Below are 19,117 nucleotides of genomic sequence, written 5' to 3' on the forward strand. Positions count from 1 at the left end.
TGATTGAATTGATCGATATACTGCTTGTGGATGATGAAACGTATGTAACCGAGAGTCTGGAACTCACCATTCCTTGGGGAGAGATCGGAGTTACAACCGTGCTGCGTGCGGCATCCGGCAAGGAAGCGTTGAAGATTATGGAGGAGAATGCGGTAGATATCGTCGTAACTGACATTCGGATGCCAGGTATGACGGGGCTTGAGCTGATTAGCGAGGTGAGCCAGCGCTGGCCGCATGTGCGCTGTATTTTGCTGACAGGACACAGTGATTTTGATTATGCCAAAAAGGCGATTCAGCTGCAGGCGGCAGATTATATTTTGAAGCCGGTTAACGATGATGAATTTATGAATTCGGTATCAGCAGCGATTACCTCTCTGCGTGATGAATGGGATGAATTTGACAAATACCATCGCCTGCTGTACAGCCGCAAATCGGATTACAAGATTTTACGCGAAAATCTGATGCATGATCTGCTCTTGGGCCGGGTGCTTACGACGAAAGCCTTGCGCGAGCAGTTTGAGCAGTACGAGCTTCATATGGACCCCGAGCAGCCTGCTGTCATGATGCTGATTCGTCTTGCCGGACGATTTGCGTCTATGGATCAGCAGTCGCTGGACCTGATGGATTTTGCTGTCGGGAATATTGCCGAGGAAGTGCTGGGTGAAGCTTACAACGTCTGGTTTGGTCGCGGGCCGCATGAGTGTCTGGTCATGTTCCTGCAGAACCGCGAGCCGGATGAGCTATCACGAATGGAGAGAAGCAATCTGCAAGCTGCTGCCGGAACATTCCGGGAGCATGTGGTTCGTTACCTGCAGGGAGATCTGTCCATGGTGGTTACGCCGCCCTTTCCATTTAACGAGCTTACAAATGTGTATCGCAAAAGTTTGGGATCTTTAATTCTTTCCGGACCCGAAGAGCACAGAATCATCTATATCGACATGGAAAAAGCGTTAAACAAACGTGCCGAGAACGATGCCGCGCAAGCGCTTGAAGAGCTGTACAAGCCACCGGTGCTGCCTCAGCTGCTGGAGACCAAACAATGGGAAGCTGCGGCGGACAAGCTGAACGCTGTTTTTGATGCTGTGGAGAAGGTGTATTTGTCCAGAGAGCATGCGTATGAGATGTATTTGTCTGTGACAAATGCTTTTATGTACATTGCTCATAAACAAGGACATCTGGTACATGAGATAGATCATGCGGGCTTCGATCTAGTGCTTGCGCACCAGTTGATTCAATCCCCGGAGAAGCTGCGGCGCTGGGCAATGAACATGCTCGAGAAGCTGCAGGAGGAGCTGTCGGATCAGGAAGGGGTACAAAGCCGCAGACATGTCATTAAACAAGTGCAGGAGATGGTAACCCGGGATACGGGACAGGACCTGTCGGTGAAAATGATTGCGGATAAAGTGTATTTACACCCGGTATACCTCTCTAAAATATACAAGGCTGAGACGGGGGAAGGTCTCGGAGACTACATGATTCGTATGCGTATGGAACGAGCGCTGTATCTGCTCAAAAATACGAATAAAAAAATATACGAGATTACGAGTGAGCTGGGCTATCAAAATCCGCAATATTTCAGCAAAATGTTCAAAAAACATTACGGCATGACACCGAATGAATTCCGGGATCAGACATAAATACAACATAAATCGAGCATATAGGTTGGTAAAGGTGCAGAAATCTTGATTTCTTATCATAGGCTGATGTGCCTGGCCGTCCTATAATGAAAGGGTAACCAAAACGATTAAGGGGGAACAACATGAGAGCGCAATCAACGAAAAAGAGATTCTTGTCGCTTCTCGCTACGACGCTCTGTCTGACCGTCGTTCTTGCAGGATGTTCAGGAGGAAATGGGAGCAAGGAGAGTGCTGAACCAAGCGCATCCGGGTCCCAAAATGAATACAAGGAAAAGTATGATCCCGCAGTAACCATTACTACAGCATGGGGCATCGACCCTGAGTTGAAATTCAAAAATGGCGAATCAATGGAAAATAACGTCGCTACCAAATGGGCGAAGGACAAATTCGGTATTGAGATTAAATCCCTGTGGTCCGTAACGGATACAAACAACGCGTTTGCAACCAAACTTCGTTTGGCAATGTCCTCGGGTCAGGAAATGCCTGATATCGTAACCGTAGGTGATAACCTGCTGGCTCAGGATTTGATTGATTCCGGCATGTATCAGGAAGTGGGGCCGCTGTTTGACAAGTATGCTTCGGATACTTGGAAAAAAGCAATGGAGCAAGATCCAAATGTATGGAATGCGTACAGCCGTGATGGTAAAAGAATGGGTATCCCGGTACTGGATTACGCGTACAACAATGACTACCTGCTCTGGATTCGTCAGGATTGGCTGGACAAGCTGAATATGAAAGCACCTAAAACCATTGATGAGCTCGAAGCGGTTATGGAAGCTTTCAAAAACAAAAATCCGGATGGTCTGGCACCAGATAAAGTAACTCCGCTCAGCATCGGTTTCAAAACATCCATGAATACCTGGATGGGTGATCCATCCTGGATCTTCGGCGCTTATGGCACACTGCCGTTCCAATGGAACGTAGGTGCGGACGGCAAGTTGGAGTATGGTTCTATTAACCCGGGCATGAAAGAAGGCTTGGCTAAATTAAGCGACTGGCTGAAAAAAGGATATATTCCGCAAGAAGCAGCACTTTGGGATGAAAACAAAACGGCAGAACCTGCAGTAGCGGGTACAGCTGGAATTATCCCGGGCCCTTACTGGATGAGCGGATGGCCGCTGATTGATACGGTGAAAAACGTACCTAGTGCAGTATGGAAGCCAATTTCTATTCCGACAGGCCCTGATGGCAAAGCAATGCGTCACGGAACACAGTTTGTTAACGGTGTGACCCTGATCAAAAAAGATATGGCTCACCCTGAAGCGTTCTTCACTTACCAGAACTACCTGTTTGACAACTATGCTGATCCGGCTCCAGGCAGCCCGTATGATAACGGTCTGTTTGAAGGGTATGACTACCAGCTGGATGCCAACGGCAAACAGAAAAAACCGGATGAAATTGACGGTGGATATGTCAACGTTGTACGTTACCTGCTTGTTCGTGACGGCGCACGTATTCCAGATGCACAAATGAAAGCTTTGATGAATCTGGCAGATGGCAAAGAGCCGCAAACGAAGCTGGAAAAAGACGTAGCGGTAAACTATGGACCGGAGACTCCTGCGGCTGCAAAAGTGCTGCTTGAGCAGAAAGATATTTCGTTCAAAAATATGTTCACAGGTCCTACAACCAAAACGATGAAAGCCAAGCTGGACTACCTCAACAAAATTGAGAATCAGGCATTTAATGAAATCATCTATGGCAAGAGCCCGATCGATTCATTTGATACCTTTGTTCAAACATGGAAATCCGGCGGCGGCGATCAGATCACTCAGGAAGTTAACGAGTGGTATGACGGTGTGAAAAAATAAGCCGAACCTCTCTATGAAAATGTAAAGCAATAGTGACGCACAGACGATACAAGTCTGTGCGTTTTTTGTGTTTTTCAACGTCATAAAAACACATGGAAAATCGAGTGAAACAGCGGTTTTATAGCTTTCCGGGCTGAGCAGCAGGGCCTAAGTCCAAAGTAGTTGCTTTTGTGCCATTTATATTGCTTTTATGCGCTGTTTGAGGGTGCTGGAAGGTTGATATAATTTGCCTATAAGCCACTCAGGGAGTACTTGAGTAGGAAGAATTACAGGGGGAGCAATCATGAGAACTTTAAAACGAACTTGGCCATTCCACGTAATGCTGCTGCCAGCTATCATCTTTCTGATTATTTTCAGTTATGTGCCTATGGGCGGAATTGTTATGGCATTCCAGAACTACAAACCATGGCTTGGCATTAGCGGCTCGGACTGGGTCGGGCTTGATAACTTTAGATATTTATTCGAACGGGAGGACAGCTTGCAGGTCATCTGGAATACGCTGATCATCGCTGTACTCAAATTGATTTTCAACTTGTTTGTACCGTTTGTGTTTGCCATCCTGCTCAATGAGGTTCGCAAGATGGCCATTCAGCGGACGATCCAAACACTCGTATACTTGCCTCACTTCTTGTCCTGGGTCATCCTGGGCGGCATTTTGCTTGATCTGTTGTCAACAGGTGGTCTGGTGAACCGGGTACTCGGCACCTTCGGTCTTGGACCGTACTTCTTCCTCGGAGATAACAGCTTGTTCCGACCAACGATTATTGTTACGGATGTGTGGAAGGAATTCGGATATAACATGATTGTCTTTCTGGCTGCACTGGCAGGTATTAACCCGGCACTGTATGAAGCTGCCGAGATCGACGGAGCGAATCGTTGGAAGCAGACACTTCACATTACGATTCCGTCTCTCGTACCGATGCTGATGGTTGTAGGAACGCTCGCGCTCGGTAACGTATTGAATGCCGGATTCGACCAGATCTTCAACCTGTACAACCCGCTCGTATATCAATCGGGAGACATCATTGATACATTCGTATATCGCTCGGCGCTGGAAAACGGTGAGATGGGCTTCGCCACAGCCATTGGCTTGTTCAAATCCGTGATCAGTATGGTGCTGATTCTCGTATCGTACAGCCTCGCCAAGAAATACGCCGGATACCGCATATTCTAATCGAATGAACAGAGAAGGAAGGGACTACGATGTATCATAAATCAAAGTCATATCGTGTATTTAACGTTATCAATATCAGTTTTCTCATTCTGGTCGCCATCATGTGTATTGTGCCGATGATTCACGTTTTGGCTGTATCCTTCAGTAACAAAGCTGCGGCAGATGCCAACCTGGTCAGTCTCTGGCCAGTCGGCTTCTCTCTTGAAGCTTACAAAAAAACAATGAACAATCCGATCTTTCTGAACTCACTCTGGATTTCACTGCTGCGTACCGTTATTGGTACAGGTATTACGCTGTTAATTACCTTCCTGGCGGCATATCCGCTGTCCAAGGAAAACAGTGAGTTTAAAGGCAGAACCGTGTACTCCTGGATTTTCGTATTCAGCATGATTTTCAACGGCGGTCTGGTTCCATTCTACATGGTTATTCAAAAGATTGGTCTGATGGATTCCTTCTGGGTACTGGTGCTGCCAGGTGCAGTCAACACCTTCCTGGTCATCCTGATGCTGAACTTCTTCCGCGGCATTCCGAAAGAGCTTGAAGAAGCAGCCCTGATGGACGGAGCCAACCATTTCAGAACACTGTTCAGCATTTTCCTGCCAATCTCCATGCCTTCCATTGCAACCATTGCACTGTTCAGCATGGTGTTTCACTGGAACTCCTGGTTTGATGGTCTCTTGTATATGAACAATGCCAAAGACTATCCACTTGCAACATTTATGCAGACTGTCATTATCAAACGGGATATGAGTACGATGGCGATGAATCCGAAGGAGATGGAAACGATCTCCCAGACAACAGTACGTGCAGCTCAGATTTTTATCGGAAGTGCGCCAATCCTGATTGTATATCCATTCTTACAGCGTTATTTTGTAAAAGGTATGACACTGGGCTCAGTGAAAGGCTGAGCCTGAATCCCTAATTTATGGAGGCTGATATTTTGAATCAATCTACCAAACAACCATTTATTCTCGGCATGGATGTGTCATTTATGGACGAGATTGAACAGCATGGGGGGACATATCGTGATGCGGATGGCAAAGAAGCAGATTTGCTCACCATTCTCAAGCTGAATGATGCCAACGCGATCCGGCTGCGTATCTGGAATGATCCGGTCGGCGGATTCTGCAATCTGGAGCGCACAATTGAAGTTGCAAAACGAATCAAGGCACAGGGCTTACAATTTTTGCTCGACTTCCATTACTCGGACCGGTGGGCTGATCCGGCCAACCAGTGGAAACCGAAAGCGTGGGAGAACCTGTCCTATGAACAGCTTAAACTGGCGGTATGCACATATACAGCAGATGTACTTCGCGCATTAAAGGAACACGATGCCCTGCCGGATATGGTCCAGGTTGGCAATGAAATTACACCAGGCATGTTGTGGGATGATGGGCGTGTCGGCGGCGAAGAGCATGATACGGACGAGCAGTGGCAGCGTTTTGCCGGGCTTGTGAAATATGGCATTGCCGCCGTTAAATCGGTTGATCCTTCGATCCAGATCATGATTCATATTGACCGCGGCGGTGATAACGCCGAAAGCCGTAAATTCTATGATCGCTTTGAAGCGCTGGGTGTTGAGTTCGACGTCATCGGGTTGTCCTATTACCCTTGGTGGCATGGAACGCTGGATGCGCTGCGTGACAATCTGAATGATCTGGCCAAACGCTATGGCAAGCCAATCAACGTTGTGGAGACCGCTTACCCATGGACGCTGGAACAGCCGGAAGGTATTGAATGGATTATGAATCAGGAAGACATGCTGCTGCCAGGGTATCCTGCAACGGTAGAAGGACAAACCCGATATTTGCAGGATATGCTGCAGATTATTCGCGAGGTTCCCGGTGGTCTGGGCCATGGCTTCTATTATTGGGAGCCAGCATGGATTCCAAGCAAGGAAGAATGGTCTGTAGGACACCCGAACAACTGGGGCAATCTGACCATGTTTGATTTCAAAGGACGCAAGCTCGATTCATTCAAGGCGTTAACTGCGGCGCAAGAACTGAATGCCACATCCTTCGTTTAATAAGGTTTACCAAAGCAAAATGTTCGTAATTCAACAGCAAGGGAGTTTTCATAAATGACATACAAATTTCCACCTGTAAGTTCCAAAGCACCGCATATGCTGCATGGTGCCGACTATAACCCTGAGCAGTGGCTTCGATATCCGGAAGTGCTGGAAGAAGACATTCGTTTGATGAAACTGGCGAAGTGTAATGTGATGTCCATCGGTATTTTCTCCTGGGTATCGCTTGAACCGGAAGAAGGCGTATATACGTTTGAATGGCTCGATCAGGTGCTGGACCGTTTCGCAGCGAATGGCATCTATGCTTTCCTGGCTACACCAAGTGGCGCCCGTCCGGCGTGGATGTCGGCAAAGTACCCTGAAGTGCTGCGTGTCTCCGAGAATCGGGTTCGTAACCTTCATGGTTTCCGTCATAACCATTGTTATACGTCTCCGGTGTATCGTGAAAAAGTGACGGAGATGAACACAAGACTGGCTGAGCGGTATTCAGATCATCCGGCTATCATTGGCTGGCATATTTCGAATGAATACGGCGGGGATTGCCACTGCGATTACTGTCAGGAGGCATTCCGCGGCTGGGTGAAAAACAAATACAAAACGCTGGATGAGCTGAATCATGCGTGGTGGACAACATTCTGGAGCCATACAGTGACAGATTGGAGTCAGGTCGAATCTCCAGCACCGCATGGTGAGACCCAGGTCCATGCAATGAATCTGGACTGGCGCCGTTTCGTAACAGATCAGACAGCAGATTTCATCGTACACGAGACGAAGCCACTCAAGGCGAAAAATCCGAATCTGCCTGTGACAACCAATTTGATGGAATTCTACGGTGGTCTCAACTATTGGAAGTTCGCAGATATTCTCGATTTTCTTTCCTGGGACAGCTACCCGACATGGCATGATGCAGAGGATGATGCGAAGCAGGCGTCCCGTATCGCCATGATGCATGATATTGTACGGTCCATTAAAGGTGGACAGCCGTTCCTGCTGATGGAGAGCACGCCAAGCTCAACGAACTGGCAGGATGTGAGCAAGCTGAAGCGTCCGGGTATGCATCTGCTATCCTCCTTGCAGGCGGTAGCTCATGGCTCAGACAGTGTGCAGTACTTCCAGTGGAGAAAAAGCCGCGGGTCCAGCGAAAAGCTGCATGGCGCCGTGGTTGACCATGTAGGCACAGAGCATACACGTGTGTTCAAGGATGTTACAGACGTAGGTACTGCGCTGCAGAGCATGCAGGATATCGTAGGTGCATCGGTTCCGGCGGAAGTCGCAATCATCTTCGATTGGGAAAACCGCTGGGCTGTGAATGATTCACAGGGCCCGCGCAATATCGGCGTAAAATACGAACAGACGGTAGAAGCTCACTATGAAGCCTTCTGGAAAAAAGGTGTAGCGGTGGACGTGATTGATATGGATGCCGATCTGTCCAAATACAAAGTGCTCGTCGCACCCATGCTCTACCTCGTTCGTGAGGGTGTAGGCGAACGGATCGAGAAATTTGTGGAGCAGGGCGGTACATTTGTAGCAACATACTGGTCGGGCATCGTTAACGAGAACGATCTGTGCTTCCTGGGTGGATTCCCTGGACCACTTCGCAAAACGCTGGGCATCTGGTCCGAAGAGATCGACGGACTGCATGATCGGGAACTCAATGGCATTATTCCGGAGCAGGGCAATGCGCTTGGACTTACAGCGGAGTATGATGCAATTGAGCTCTGTGATCTGATTCATCTGGAAGGCGCGAAGTCCCTTGCTTCCTATCGTTCCGACTTCTATGCAGGACGTCCGGCATTGACCGTGAACGAGCTTGGCTCGGGTAAAGCCTTCTACATGGCCGCACGTATGAAAGCACCGTTTTACGATGATTTCTACGGCAAGCTGATTGCAGAGCTTGACCTGGAGCGCGGACTCAAGTCCGAGCTTGCTGCGGGCACAACGGCTCATGTGCGTACAGACGGGAATTCCGATTATGTATTCATTCAAAACTACACCGAGCATGAGAAACAGGTTCAACTGGACAGTCAGGCTTACACAGATGTACTGAGTGGTGAAGCGGTTGAAGCGAGCCTGGAATTGCAGCCGTACGACATTCGTGTGCTGCGCAGAGCTGCGAATCGCAAGTAATGTCATCGTTGGTGAAGTGAAACATCGTTTGTGTAAATAACATGAAACAACAAATTACCAGATTACCCGGGTGCCTCGGAACAGGTGCTTGGGTAATCTTTTTTTGATGCTGAAATGGGGCTTCTGTACTTTTTCTGGACAAGATAAAGGATAATCGTGTCCACGTAGCGAAGACAAACACGTAACTTGTCAACTTTAGACTTTCATTGTCTAGGAGGAATTGAAATGAATCAGAGAAATCTGGACGGCAACAGCATTATTATACGGCTGGAAATGACAACGAAAGATATCAAGTTTGGCGAAGTGGCCTCGGCCATCTCGGAAGCTGGAGGAGACATCATTGCCATTGACGTCATTTCGACCAATCAGGATGTCAGTGTGCGGGACTTGACTGTTGCAGTCACCGACTCACAGGATAACAGTAAAATTATAGAAGCTGTACGCCAGCTTAAAGGCGTGTCCATCGTTAACGTGTCAGACCGGACATTCCTGCTGCATCTGGGCGGCAAGATTGAAGTGACACCCAAGACCCCGATTCATAACCGGGAAGATCTGTCACGTGTGTACACGCCGGATGTGGCCCGGGTATGCTCAGCCATATCTGAAGAACCGGGTAAAGCCTTCTCATTAACGATTAAACGAAATACGGTCGCCGTTGTCTCCGATGGCAGTGCGGTGCTGGGGCTTGGCAATATCGGGCCGCGTGCAGCGATGCCGGTTATGGAAGGTAAGGCAATGCTGTTCAAGCAGTTTGCAGGTGTCGATGCGTTCCCGATCTGCCTGGATACTCAGGATACTGAAGAGATCATCCGAACTGTGAAAGCGATATCACCGGCGTTTGGCGGCATTAATCTGGAGGATATTTCTTCCCCGCGCTGCTTCGAGATTGAACGCCGCCTGAATGAAGAACTGGACATCCCGGTATTCCACGATGACCAGCATGGTACAGCGGTTGTATTGTATGCAGGTCTGATTAATGCGCTGAAGCTGGTCGGCAAGTCCATCGAGAATGTTAAAATTGTGGTGTGCGGTATTGGAGCGGCTGGTGTGGCCTGCAGCAATATTTTGTTATCTGCCGGTGCGAAACGGCTGATCGGAGTGGATCGCGAGGGTGCGATCGTACGTACAAACACGTATGAAAACGACGTTTGGACGGAGTATGCGGCACGCACTAACCCTGATCTGGAGACGGGTTCCTTGCGTGAGGTTATTCGCGATGCCGATGTTTTTATCGGATTGTCCCGCGGCAATCTGCTTACACGCGAGGATGTACAGACCATGGCGGACAATCCGATCGTATTTGCAATGGCAAATCCGGTGCCTGAGATTATGCCTGCTCTGGTCGAGGATATTGTAGCCGTTATGGCGACAGGCCGTTCGGATTATCCGAACCAGATTAATAACGTGCTTTGTTTCCCGGGGATGTTCCGAGCGGTACTGGATTGCAGGGCAACAGAAATCAATGAAGAAATGAAGCTGGCGGCTGCTCAGGCGATTGCCTCATCCATATCGGACGAAGAGCGTACACGTTATTATATTATCCCGAGTGTATTTAACGATAAAGTGGTTAAATCCATGCGCAGTCGTGTCATCGAAGCGGCAATCAAGACGGGAGTCGCAAGACGTGTGCCCCGTGAGCAGCCGCGTGAAGGTGGAGAATCCTGATGACTTCCGAATTACCTGACAAGACTTCGGATTTATCTAATATGACTTCGGATGTACCTGATGCGTCTAAGCGATCGCACCATCCGGTGAATGAATCCATTTTGCACGCGGCTCGTGCTTTTGTGCAGGAAGATGCTTCCCGGCATGTCGATGGACACGACTGGACTCATATTGAGCGGGTCACCAGACTTGCAGCCAGATTGGCTCATGACGAAGGCGCTGACCCGTTTATCTGTGAACTGGCTGCGCTGCTGCATGATGTACCAGACGAAAAGCTGAATGATAGTCTGGAGGCAGGCATGGTGAAGCTGCACGTGTGGCTGGATTCGCAGCCGCTTGCTCCAGCAGCACGGGAAGCGGTGCTGAACATTATCAGTACGATTTCGTATGCGGGCGGTCAGGGAGCTGCGCTCAGCTCTCTTGAAGCCCAAGTCGTGCAGGATGCAGATCGTCTGGATGCACTGGGTGCAATCGGCATTGCCCGTACCTTTGCATTTGCCGGCGCCCGCGGGCGAGAAATGTACGATCCTTCACTTCCGCCGCGGGAGCAGATGACCCGTGAGCAGTATCGCAATGAGCGCAGCACAACGATTAATCATTTTTACGAAAAATTGTTCAAGCTCAAAGATCTGATGAATACCTCCCGCGGCAGGCAGCTGGCTCAGCAGCGTCATGATTATATGGTGCAGTTCGTGGAGCAGTTCAAGAACGAATGGGAAGCACAAATGTGAATCCGCTTCATCCTTTTGCACGTTTTGGGTTAAATTATGCTCAGAACACCTGCAAAAGGATGAAGTTTTTTTGTGCCTTCTATAATGTTCATGGAACTGGGAATAGCAAAGGCGTAACCTCTCATGGTACAATAAAGCGTTCTCCTGAACTCATTCAGGCAAATAACGAAATATGGGGTAATAATGAACATGATGATCATCAAAAGTAAACGAACAGGCTGGGTAAGAGGAGGGGGATGCCATGTCATTTGGAGCACGTGTACTTAAGACAGGTATAGCGGTCACGCTCGCCTTATATCTGAGCAGTCTGTTTCTGAACCCGCAATCTCCTGTGCCTGCCGCGATTGCAGCGATCTTTGCGATGCAGCCTTCCATCTATCGTTCGTGGAAATATTTTCTGGATCAGCTGCAGACAACGACGCTGGGAGCCATTGTGGCTTTGCTCGGGGGCATGGTGCTGTCCAACGAACCCATCGCAGTCGGGTTAATTATTGTGCTTGTTATTATGATCTGTCTTAAATTAAATATGGGTGAAACAGTAGGACTGACACTTGTCACGGTAGTCTCTATTATGGAAGCTTCGGGTGACTGGCACTTTGCACTGAATCGTTTCCTGCTGACTCTTGTAGGCATCGTGTCTGCGTTTCTGATTAACATCTCGGTGTTTCCGCCCAAACCGAAGGTGCAGTTTGTAAAACAGATTCAAAGTGTATTTAGCGGCATGTCCTTACTGCTTCGCACCTCGATCTCCGATGAGATTAAAGAGGTTGTATTCCGGGAGGAGAAAAATAACCTGGGCGGCTCGATCAAGTCTTTATCTGACAAGTATCACTTGTTTGAGGAAGAGCAGAAGAAGATGAAACGCGCCAAATTCAGCGAAACCCGCCAGATGGTCGTATACAAGCAGATGCTGCTAAGTTTGCAAAAAGGATATGATGTACTGGATTCCGTTGAACGTCATTACTTCCAGGCACAGCGTACCCCGGAGATGGACCTGTTTTTTGATACACATCTGGAGCGGGTGATCAAGTTCCATGAGCATGCTTTACTTAAATTCGAAGACAAGTTAAAACCGAATGGTGAGGAAGCAGCGCAGTTTGTGACGGATAATGATCATTTCATGGAGCAGGCGATTACGCAGTTTGATATCGACAAGGAAGGTATGTTACGATTATCCATCGTAGCCGCAGCCATCTATGATTATGGCTATCAGCTGGAACGGTTGAATCGGCTGGCGGATCATGTGCACAGTGTCAGCGAGGATAAAGAGTCACAGGATAATATGCTGAACTGGCTGAAATGGCCTTAGCCTGGAAAATCATATACAATAGAATAACAACCAAGCCCGGACAGCAGCGTCCGGGCTGTTTGGTCTATTGGGTCAGGAATTGAGGGATAAGGATATGCATATAGAGCAGCTTGATACAGAACTGATGGAATGGTTAGATGGAAGCAGGCTGGAGACCAAGCAGCATGAGGCTATGCAGCTGCTCACGGTAACGGACGGGCAATGGGCGCATACGGCCATGATTAGCATGGGAGAAGTGGTGGCAATAAGCCCAACCTGCCTCAGGCTGGCACTTTGGCAAGGAACTCAAACGAGTATGAATATGATGGAAACAGGTAAGGCTACTTTAATTGCAATTCTTGGACAGCGTTTGCTGCACATCCGGCTGGAGGTCCGTCTTTTGCCAGCATTGGCAGAGGCTGTGCATCCACGCGACAGATATGATTGTAACATCCGGCATATTCGTATAGATGAGGCACCCTATGCTGAAATAACGTCAGGCATTACCTTTCAATTAAAAGATCAAGCCGGTGCTTTGGCGCGCTGGGCGGCTACAATTGAGGACCTGAAAAAATAGGTATCAATAAAGCTTTGAAAAGTAGACGAGTAACGATTTGAAAAACAAGAACTTATACCATTGCCTTTTCGGGCTTGTCCAATGGCTATTTTGAAGACACAATCCGGGGAAAGAGGGGCGCATCAACAAATGAGTACAGAACAGCAATGGAATGAGGAACAACAGCGAGTGAATTCAGTCACTGACCTGATAGAGCATCGAATTACTGCACTGGAAGAAGAAGTAGGTTCATTCCGTGGTGAAGTGGTCGAGATGAGAAAAGAATTCTGGGACGAGGTCACCATGAACTTCAGTGAAGCAGATGATGTCGGGGAGACGTCAACGAGTATGCGGCAGCAGTCGCAGGTGTTGTCTGATCGCGAACGAAGTCATCTGAATACAGCTGCGGCTCTGGATAAAATGAAACGATTGCATCATTCACCTTATTTCGGGCGCATTGATTTCAAAGAAGATGGCTATGCGGATGCAGAGCGAATCTATCTGGGCATTGCATCACTGCTGGATGAGCAGGAGGAGTCTTTTCTGATCTACGACTGGCGTGCACCGATCTCCAACCTGTATTACGACGGTGCACCAGGGCCGATCTCCTATCGTACACCAAGCGGCGAAATCAGCGGAGAGATCGAGATGAAGCGACAGTTTGTTATTCGGGACAGACGAATTCGGTTTATGTTTGATACGGGCGTGACCATCGGTGATCAGCTGCTGCAGGCTGTGCTCAGCCGAACGTCGGATGCCCAGATGAAAAGCATTGTAGCAACGATCCAGAAGGAGCAAAACCGGATTATCCGCAATGACCGGACCCGAATGCTGATCGTACAGGGAGCGGCAGGCAGTGGTAAAACCTCAGCTGCTCTCCAGCGGGTAGCCTATCTTCTCTACAAATACCGCGAGCATCTGCAAGCGGATCAGATGGTTCTTTTTTCACCGAATCCGATGTTTAACAGCTATGTATCGACGGTATTGCCGGAGCTTGGAGAAGAGAACATGCTGCAGACGACATTTCAGGAGTATCTGGAGCGCCGCTTGGGCCGGGAATATCAGCTGGAAGACCCGTTTATTCAGCTTGAATATGTGCTTACGGGAATGCAGGAGCCGGAGTACGATGCACGGATGTCGAGTATTCGCTTCAAGTCCTCTGCATCCTTCCAGAAGGTCATCACACGTTATAAAGAAAGCATGCTTTCCGGCGGCATGAAATTCAAGCCAGTGCGTTTTCAAGGCAAAGTGATTGTGGATGCGGAAGCGATGGCTGAGAAATTTTATAGCTTCGGCTCCTCTGTCAAGCTGGTGAGCCGATTGGAGCTGCTGCGGGACTGGCTGCTGAAGGAGCTGTCTACCTTTGGCAAGAGTGAATTAAATGCACCTTGGGTGGATCAGCAGCTGGACGTGATGGAACCTGAGGACCTGCAGAGAGCTTATCAACGGTTAAAACGCAAACAGAAGGGGAAATCACATACGTTTGATGACTTCCAGCAGGAAAGAGAAATTCTCGCCAGAATGGTCGTCAGTGACCGACTCAAACCTCTGCGTAAATGGATCAAATCCTTGCGTTTTGTCGATATCCGTCAGCTGTACGCAAACCTGTTTCAGGATCAGGCACAGATGGTGCGTTTGCTGGATAACGAGCCGCTGCCCGCTCATTGGGAGGCCATCTCCACGATGACGCTGCGCAGGCTGAAGCTGCAGGAATTGGCTTATGAGGATATCACACCGTATCTGTATTTGCGAGAGCTCCTGCTTGGCTTCCACATTAACTCTGGCATCCGTCATGTGATTATCGATGAAGCGCAGGATTATTCTGCGTTTCAGCTGGCCTTTATGAAAAGGCTGTTCCCGCATGCCAAAATTACGGCTTTGGGTGACTTCAATCAGGCGATCTACGCTCATTCGTCTGTGCTAAGCGGAACGGGACCTTTGAGTGATCTATATGGACCGGAGAATACAGAGGTTATCGAATTGACGCGCAGTTATCGATCCACCATGGAGATTGTTGAGTTTACAAGGGGCATGGTTCCGGGGGGAGAGCACATTATTCCGTTCAATCGAAGCGGTGAGAAGCCCAAGGTGATCGTAACGGCTGATCTCGAGCAGCATATGTATCATATTACGGCTGATCTTCATCATCTGATTGAGCAGGGATATGAATCGGTCGCCGTCATCTGCAAAACAGCAGAGGAGAGCAGTGAAGTTCACGCGCTTCTAAGTCAGAAGCTTAACACTGCGCCTAAGCTGATCAAAAAAACGACACTTGCTTTCGAGCAGGGTGTTCATGTCGTGCCTGCTTACTTGGCGAAAGGTGTGGAGTTTGATGCCGTATTGATCTATGATGGATCTGCTGCAGCCTATTCCCATGAACAGGAACGCAAGCTGTTCTATACAGCCTGTACGCGAGCGATGCATCTGCTGCATGTATATTGTCTGGGCAAACCGAGCCCGTTTATTACCTCACAGTCAGAGGAATGGTATGAGGTGAGTGATATGACTGCGACACGTGTAGAGTAGTGCTGGTTTTTAGCTGAACGCTAATCGTTAATCGCTCGCGGAGCTATATGAAGACAGGCTGGTCAGAATCCAAACTTCTGATCAGCCTGTTTTGTGAATTAAGCAGACACTTTTTAGTGCATATTGATAATTCAGGTGGATTTCCTTGTGTCTATGCACAATTGATGTAATTTTTCTTTACACATGAAGCCAAGACTCATATAATCGTAACAATCTATTTTTTTTGGAGCGTTGAATGAAGGAGGCAGGTAGCTTGAATAAATCAGCTTTTGAACGGCCGCTAATGGCCGATTGCGTACCCGATCTGGTAGCTACAGCACGGGGAGATATGAAGGCAACACTGGTGATTCGAGGAGGCACACTAGTTAACGTCATATCGGGAGAGATTTTGCCAGACATGTCGGTCGCTGTACAAGGGTCGAGAATTGCCTATGTCGGCAGGGATGTAAGCCATACGATTGGAGAGCATACCCGAATTGTTGAAGCAAAGGGCAAGTATATTGCTCCTGGTTTATTGGATGGTCATTGTCATATCGAGAGCACACAGATGAAAGTGTCCGAGTTTGCAAGAGCAGTATTGCCTTCGGGAACGACGGGTGGTTTTTTCGATCCACATGAAATATCAAACGTGCTTGGACTAAAGGGACTGCGGCTGATGCTGGATGAAGCGCGAACTACACCGATGGCTGCCTATTTGCAAGTAGCTTCCTGTGTTCCCTCCACTCATCCGGGACTGGAAACGACGGGAGCATATATTGGCCCGGAAGAGGTAGCGGAAGCTCTTTCCTGGGGACCTGATATGATAGGCTTGGGTGAAGTTATGAACTTCCCGGGGGTCGTGTATGGAGATGAAACGATGATCGGGGAAATCCAGGCAACATTGCGCGCAGGCAAGGTAGCCGATGGTCATTTTACATGGGCATCGGATGATTGGCGCCTGCCCGCTTATGCGGCTAGTGGTGTTACAGGGGATCATGAGTGTGTAACCAAAGAGGATGTCGTGGAACGGCTGCGGCTTGGCATGTATGCGAAGATGCGTCAGGGGTCTGCGTGGCATGACGTTGCTGAAACCATTAAAGCTTGTACCGAGCTTGGACTGGATACCCGCCGGATGATGCTGGTGACAGATGATCGCAGCTCGGAATCCTTGCTCAAGGAAGGGCACATGGATTTTGTGGTTCGACTGGCGATCTCTCAAGGAGTGAAGCCCGTAACGGCATTCCAGATGGCAACGATTAATACAGCCGAACGCTTCGGCGTAGCGCGTGATATCGGGGCGGTTATTCCAGGCAACATCGCTGACATTATTTTGCTGGACGGACGATTGGCCGATGTGCGTGTAGGCATGACGATTGCTGCCGGGCAAGTCGTGGCCGAGAATGGCAAAATGACAGCGGTATGGGATGCCTTTACGTATCCTGAAGAGGCTTTGAATACGGTGAAGCTGGAAGCCAATATTCAGCCTGGGGATCTGGAGCTGGCTGCTCCGATTATACAAGGCACGATAGGTGCACGCGTGATTCACGTGACAGAGAATCATGTAGAGACAAAGGAGAAGCATGTGCAGGTGAGTGTGCAGGACGGCAAGGTGGTTCTCCCGGTGACGGGTGAAGTATGCAAAATTGCGGTGCTGGAGCGTCATAAACAAACCGGAAATCGCGCCGTAGCCCTGGTTGGCGGGATCGGATTCACATCCCCGGCTGCCATCGCAATGACGGTAGCCCACGACAGCCATAATCTGCTGATTATCGGTAACGATGATGCGCTCATGGCGGAGGCGGGCAACCGGGTCATCTCTATGCAAGGCGGCGTAGCGGTTGTAACAGATGCAGGCGTGACAGAGTTCCCGCTTCGTATTGCAGGACTCATGTCGGTGGAGCCATTCGAAGTTGTAGCCGAGCAATCGGCAGCAGTCAGCGAAGCGCTGCAATCGGCTGGCTGTACGCTGAATAACGCGTTTATGACGCTGTCCCTGCTTGCGTTAGTCGTTATTCCTGAGCTGCGATTGTCTGACATTGGATTGGTGCGAATCTCCGCAGAAGGCATTGAACGAGTTTCAATCTTTGATGATGAGCTTGCTGCGAATTAAGCCGGCTTCAGAGAAGAAGCACGTGTCCGTGTAATCTGGTTATAAGGTCATAATGAACATTTGTGAATTGCAGGCCGCCTTCGGGCGGTTTTTTGTTTGAAAAAAATGAAAGCGCTCCCTAGGTCTGTAGAATTGCCTCTCTCAAAACAAGGATGATGACAGAAGTCGTGGTTAGAATTTATATTTTACATAAAATATTAATATTTGTGACTTTTGGCCTATATATTCAGAACTGTGAATTCCCGAAATAAAGTTATATGATTCTTTCGTCGTGAGTCTTAGAGGTGATATTGCGTATAGAAGAAGTTTTCATTCATCGTGCTTCCATTAAAGTGCAAAAGTGAATAATAAACGACAACAATTCATCCGGATTTATACGTAAGAGCTGCATAACTTCAAGGGAGTGTATAAATATGAAAACTAAAAGAGAGATTCGTTTCCTGCTGCTGATGAGTTGTCTGATCTTGTGTTTGAGCACAGCTTGTTCTTCCGAGGTATCTGCTATCGGTTCCGATGAACCTGTGGACAGCTACACTGAAATCCATGGCCATCTGGATCATCCCGTGAGAGCAACCTGGGTATGGGATACAACCCAGATCAGAAGCAATGCACAGGGAGTGCTGCAATTTGCTGTGGAGAACAATGTGAATACTATCTATCTGCAAATGAACCGGGACATTAAAATTCCTGAATATAAGAGCTTTATTCGTCTTGCACGGGCGCAGAACATCGCGGTTGATATCATGGATGGACGTTCTGCATGGGGGCTGACGGAGAGCCGGGATCAGATCGTTTCCTTCATGGACTGGATTGAGGAATATCAGGCACAGGCACTGTCCCAGGAGAAGTTTGCTGGCATTCATCTGGATATTGAGCCGCACGTGCATCCACAGTGGAAAACAAATCAGGCGAGTGTCATCACACAGTGGCAGGGCAATGTGAATTATATTGTGGAGCGTGCTGTGGCTATGAAAATGCCGGTCGGAGCTGACCTGCCGTTCTGGCTGGACAATTACAAAATTCCGGGTTCCACGATGGCGGTAAGCAGCTGGATGATTCGCAAGTTCGATTCCATCACCATTATGGCTTATCGGGACACAGCGGCTGCGATCTATAATGTTGCGAAGGATGAATTGATCGATGCAGCCTCTGCAGGCAAAACCATCTCGATTGCTGTAGAAACGAAGCAAAGCAAGGAAGGGGATTTTATTACGTTTTACGAAGAGGGAGAAGCTTACATGGAAGAGCAGCTGAAGCTGGTAGAGAAAATGGCCAGTGTGCATCCATCCTTCAATGGGTTCTCCATTCATGAGTACACGTCCTGGCAAACATTAAAGAAATAAGGTGTAGCAAAGGATCAACTGTTCCATAACCAAAAACGCTCTATAACCAAAAAGAGTTTGAAGGCTTAACTGAACAACAGCTTTTCCTGTTTTAACGTTAAAAAGGTGCTTGCAGAAGTGATCGCTGCAGCACCTTTTTTATTTATT

General features: G+C 48.5%; 13 protein-coding genes. All 13 read left to right on the forward strand.

From position 1 onward, the window contains the following. Positions 1–8 precede the first annotated feature (8 nt). Positions 9–1,637, forward strand: coding sequence for a response regulator transcription factor (locus ACQSGY_RS15835; RefSeq protein WP_427052581.1), 1,629 nt, complete (start codon positions 9–11; stop codon positions 1,635–1,637). 122 nt (positions 1,638–1,759) lie between these two features. Then, positions 1,760–3,445, forward strand: a complete 1,686-nt coding sequence (locus ACQSGY_RS15840; RefSeq protein ID WP_426334496.1) for an extracellular solute-binding protein — start codon at positions 1,760–1,762, stop codon at positions 3,443–3,445. A gap of 283 nt (positions 3,446–3,728) precedes the next feature. Next, the gene (locus ACQSGY_RS15845) at positions 3,729–4,619 is read left to right on the forward strand and encodes an ABC transporter permease (RefSeq protein WP_111269923.1); all 891 of its coding nucleotides are present in this window, start codon (positions 3,729–3,731) and stop codon (positions 4,617–4,619) included. 29 nt (positions 4,620–4,648) lie between these two features. Continuing rightward, a complete protein-coding gene (locus tag ACQSGY_RS15850) occupies positions 4,649–5,527 on the forward strand; it encodes a carbohydrate ABC transporter permease (protein WP_111269924.1) in 879 nt (292 codons plus the stop codon). Between the two features lie 32 nt (positions 5,528–5,559). Then, positions 5,560–6,645, forward strand: coding sequence for a glycoside hydrolase family 53 protein (locus ACQSGY_RS15855; protein WP_111269925.1), 1,086 nt, complete (start codon positions 5,560–5,562; stop codon positions 6,643–6,645). Positions 6,646–6,699: 54 nt separating this feature from the next. Continuing rightward, positions 6,700–8,772 (forward strand): beta-galactosidase, encoded by a 2,073-nt coding sequence (locus ACQSGY_RS15860; protein WP_427052582.1) that lies wholly within the window; start codon positions 6,700–6,702, stop codon positions 8,770–8,772. Between the two features lie 225 nt (positions 8,773–8,997). Next, positions 8,998–10,437, forward strand: a complete 1,440-nt coding sequence (locus ACQSGY_RS15865; RefSeq protein WP_427052583.1) for an NAD-dependent malic enzyme — start codon at positions 8,998–9,000, stop codon at positions 10,435–10,437. After that, positions 10,437–11,168, forward strand: coding sequence for an HD domain-containing protein (locus ACQSGY_RS15870; protein WP_427052584.1), 732 nt, complete (start codon positions 10,437–10,439; stop codon positions 11,166–11,168). Before ACQSGY_RS15865 ends, ACQSGY_RS15870 begins: the two co-directional genes overlap by 1 nt. 241 nt (positions 11,169–11,409) lie before the next feature. Then, positions 11,410–12,477, forward strand: a complete 1,068-nt coding sequence (locus ACQSGY_RS15875) for an FUSC family protein (RefSeq protein WP_427052585.1) — start codon at positions 11,410–11,412, stop codon at positions 12,475–12,477. Between the two features lie 67 nt (positions 12,478–12,544). Beyond that, complete coding sequence (locus tag ACQSGY_RS15880) at positions 12,545–13,033, forward strand: pyridoxamine 5'-phosphate oxidase family protein (protein WP_427052586.1); 489 nt, start codon at positions 12,545–12,547, stop codon at positions 13,031–13,033. A 129-nt stretch (positions 13,034–13,162) separates the two neighbouring features. Next, positions 13,163–15,538: an RNA polymerase recycling motor HelD gene (gene helD, locus ACQSGY_RS15885; protein ID WP_427052587.1), complete on the forward strand. Its 2,376-nt coding sequence runs from the start codon at positions 13,163–13,165 to the stop codon at positions 15,536–15,538. Positions 15,539–15,821: 283 nt separating this feature from the next. After that, positions 15,822–17,627: an adenine deaminase gene (locus ACQSGY_RS15890; protein ID WP_427052642.1), complete on the forward strand. Its 1,806-nt coding sequence runs from the start codon at positions 15,822–15,824 to the stop codon at positions 17,625–17,627. Positions 17,628–18,040: 413 nt separating this feature from the next. Continuing rightward, entirely contained in the window at positions 18,041–18,970 is a 930-nt protein-coding gene (locus ACQSGY_RS15895) for a hypothetical protein (RefSeq protein ID WP_427052588.1), read from the forward strand. The last annotated feature ends 147 nt before the right edge of the window (positions 18,971–19,117 follow it).

The sequence above is a fragment of the Paenibacillus sp. TC-CSREp1 genome (genome assembly GCF_050171015.1).
Lineage (GTDB): Bacteria > Bacillota > Bacilli > Paenibacillales > Paenibacillaceae > Paenibacillus > Paenibacillus silvae.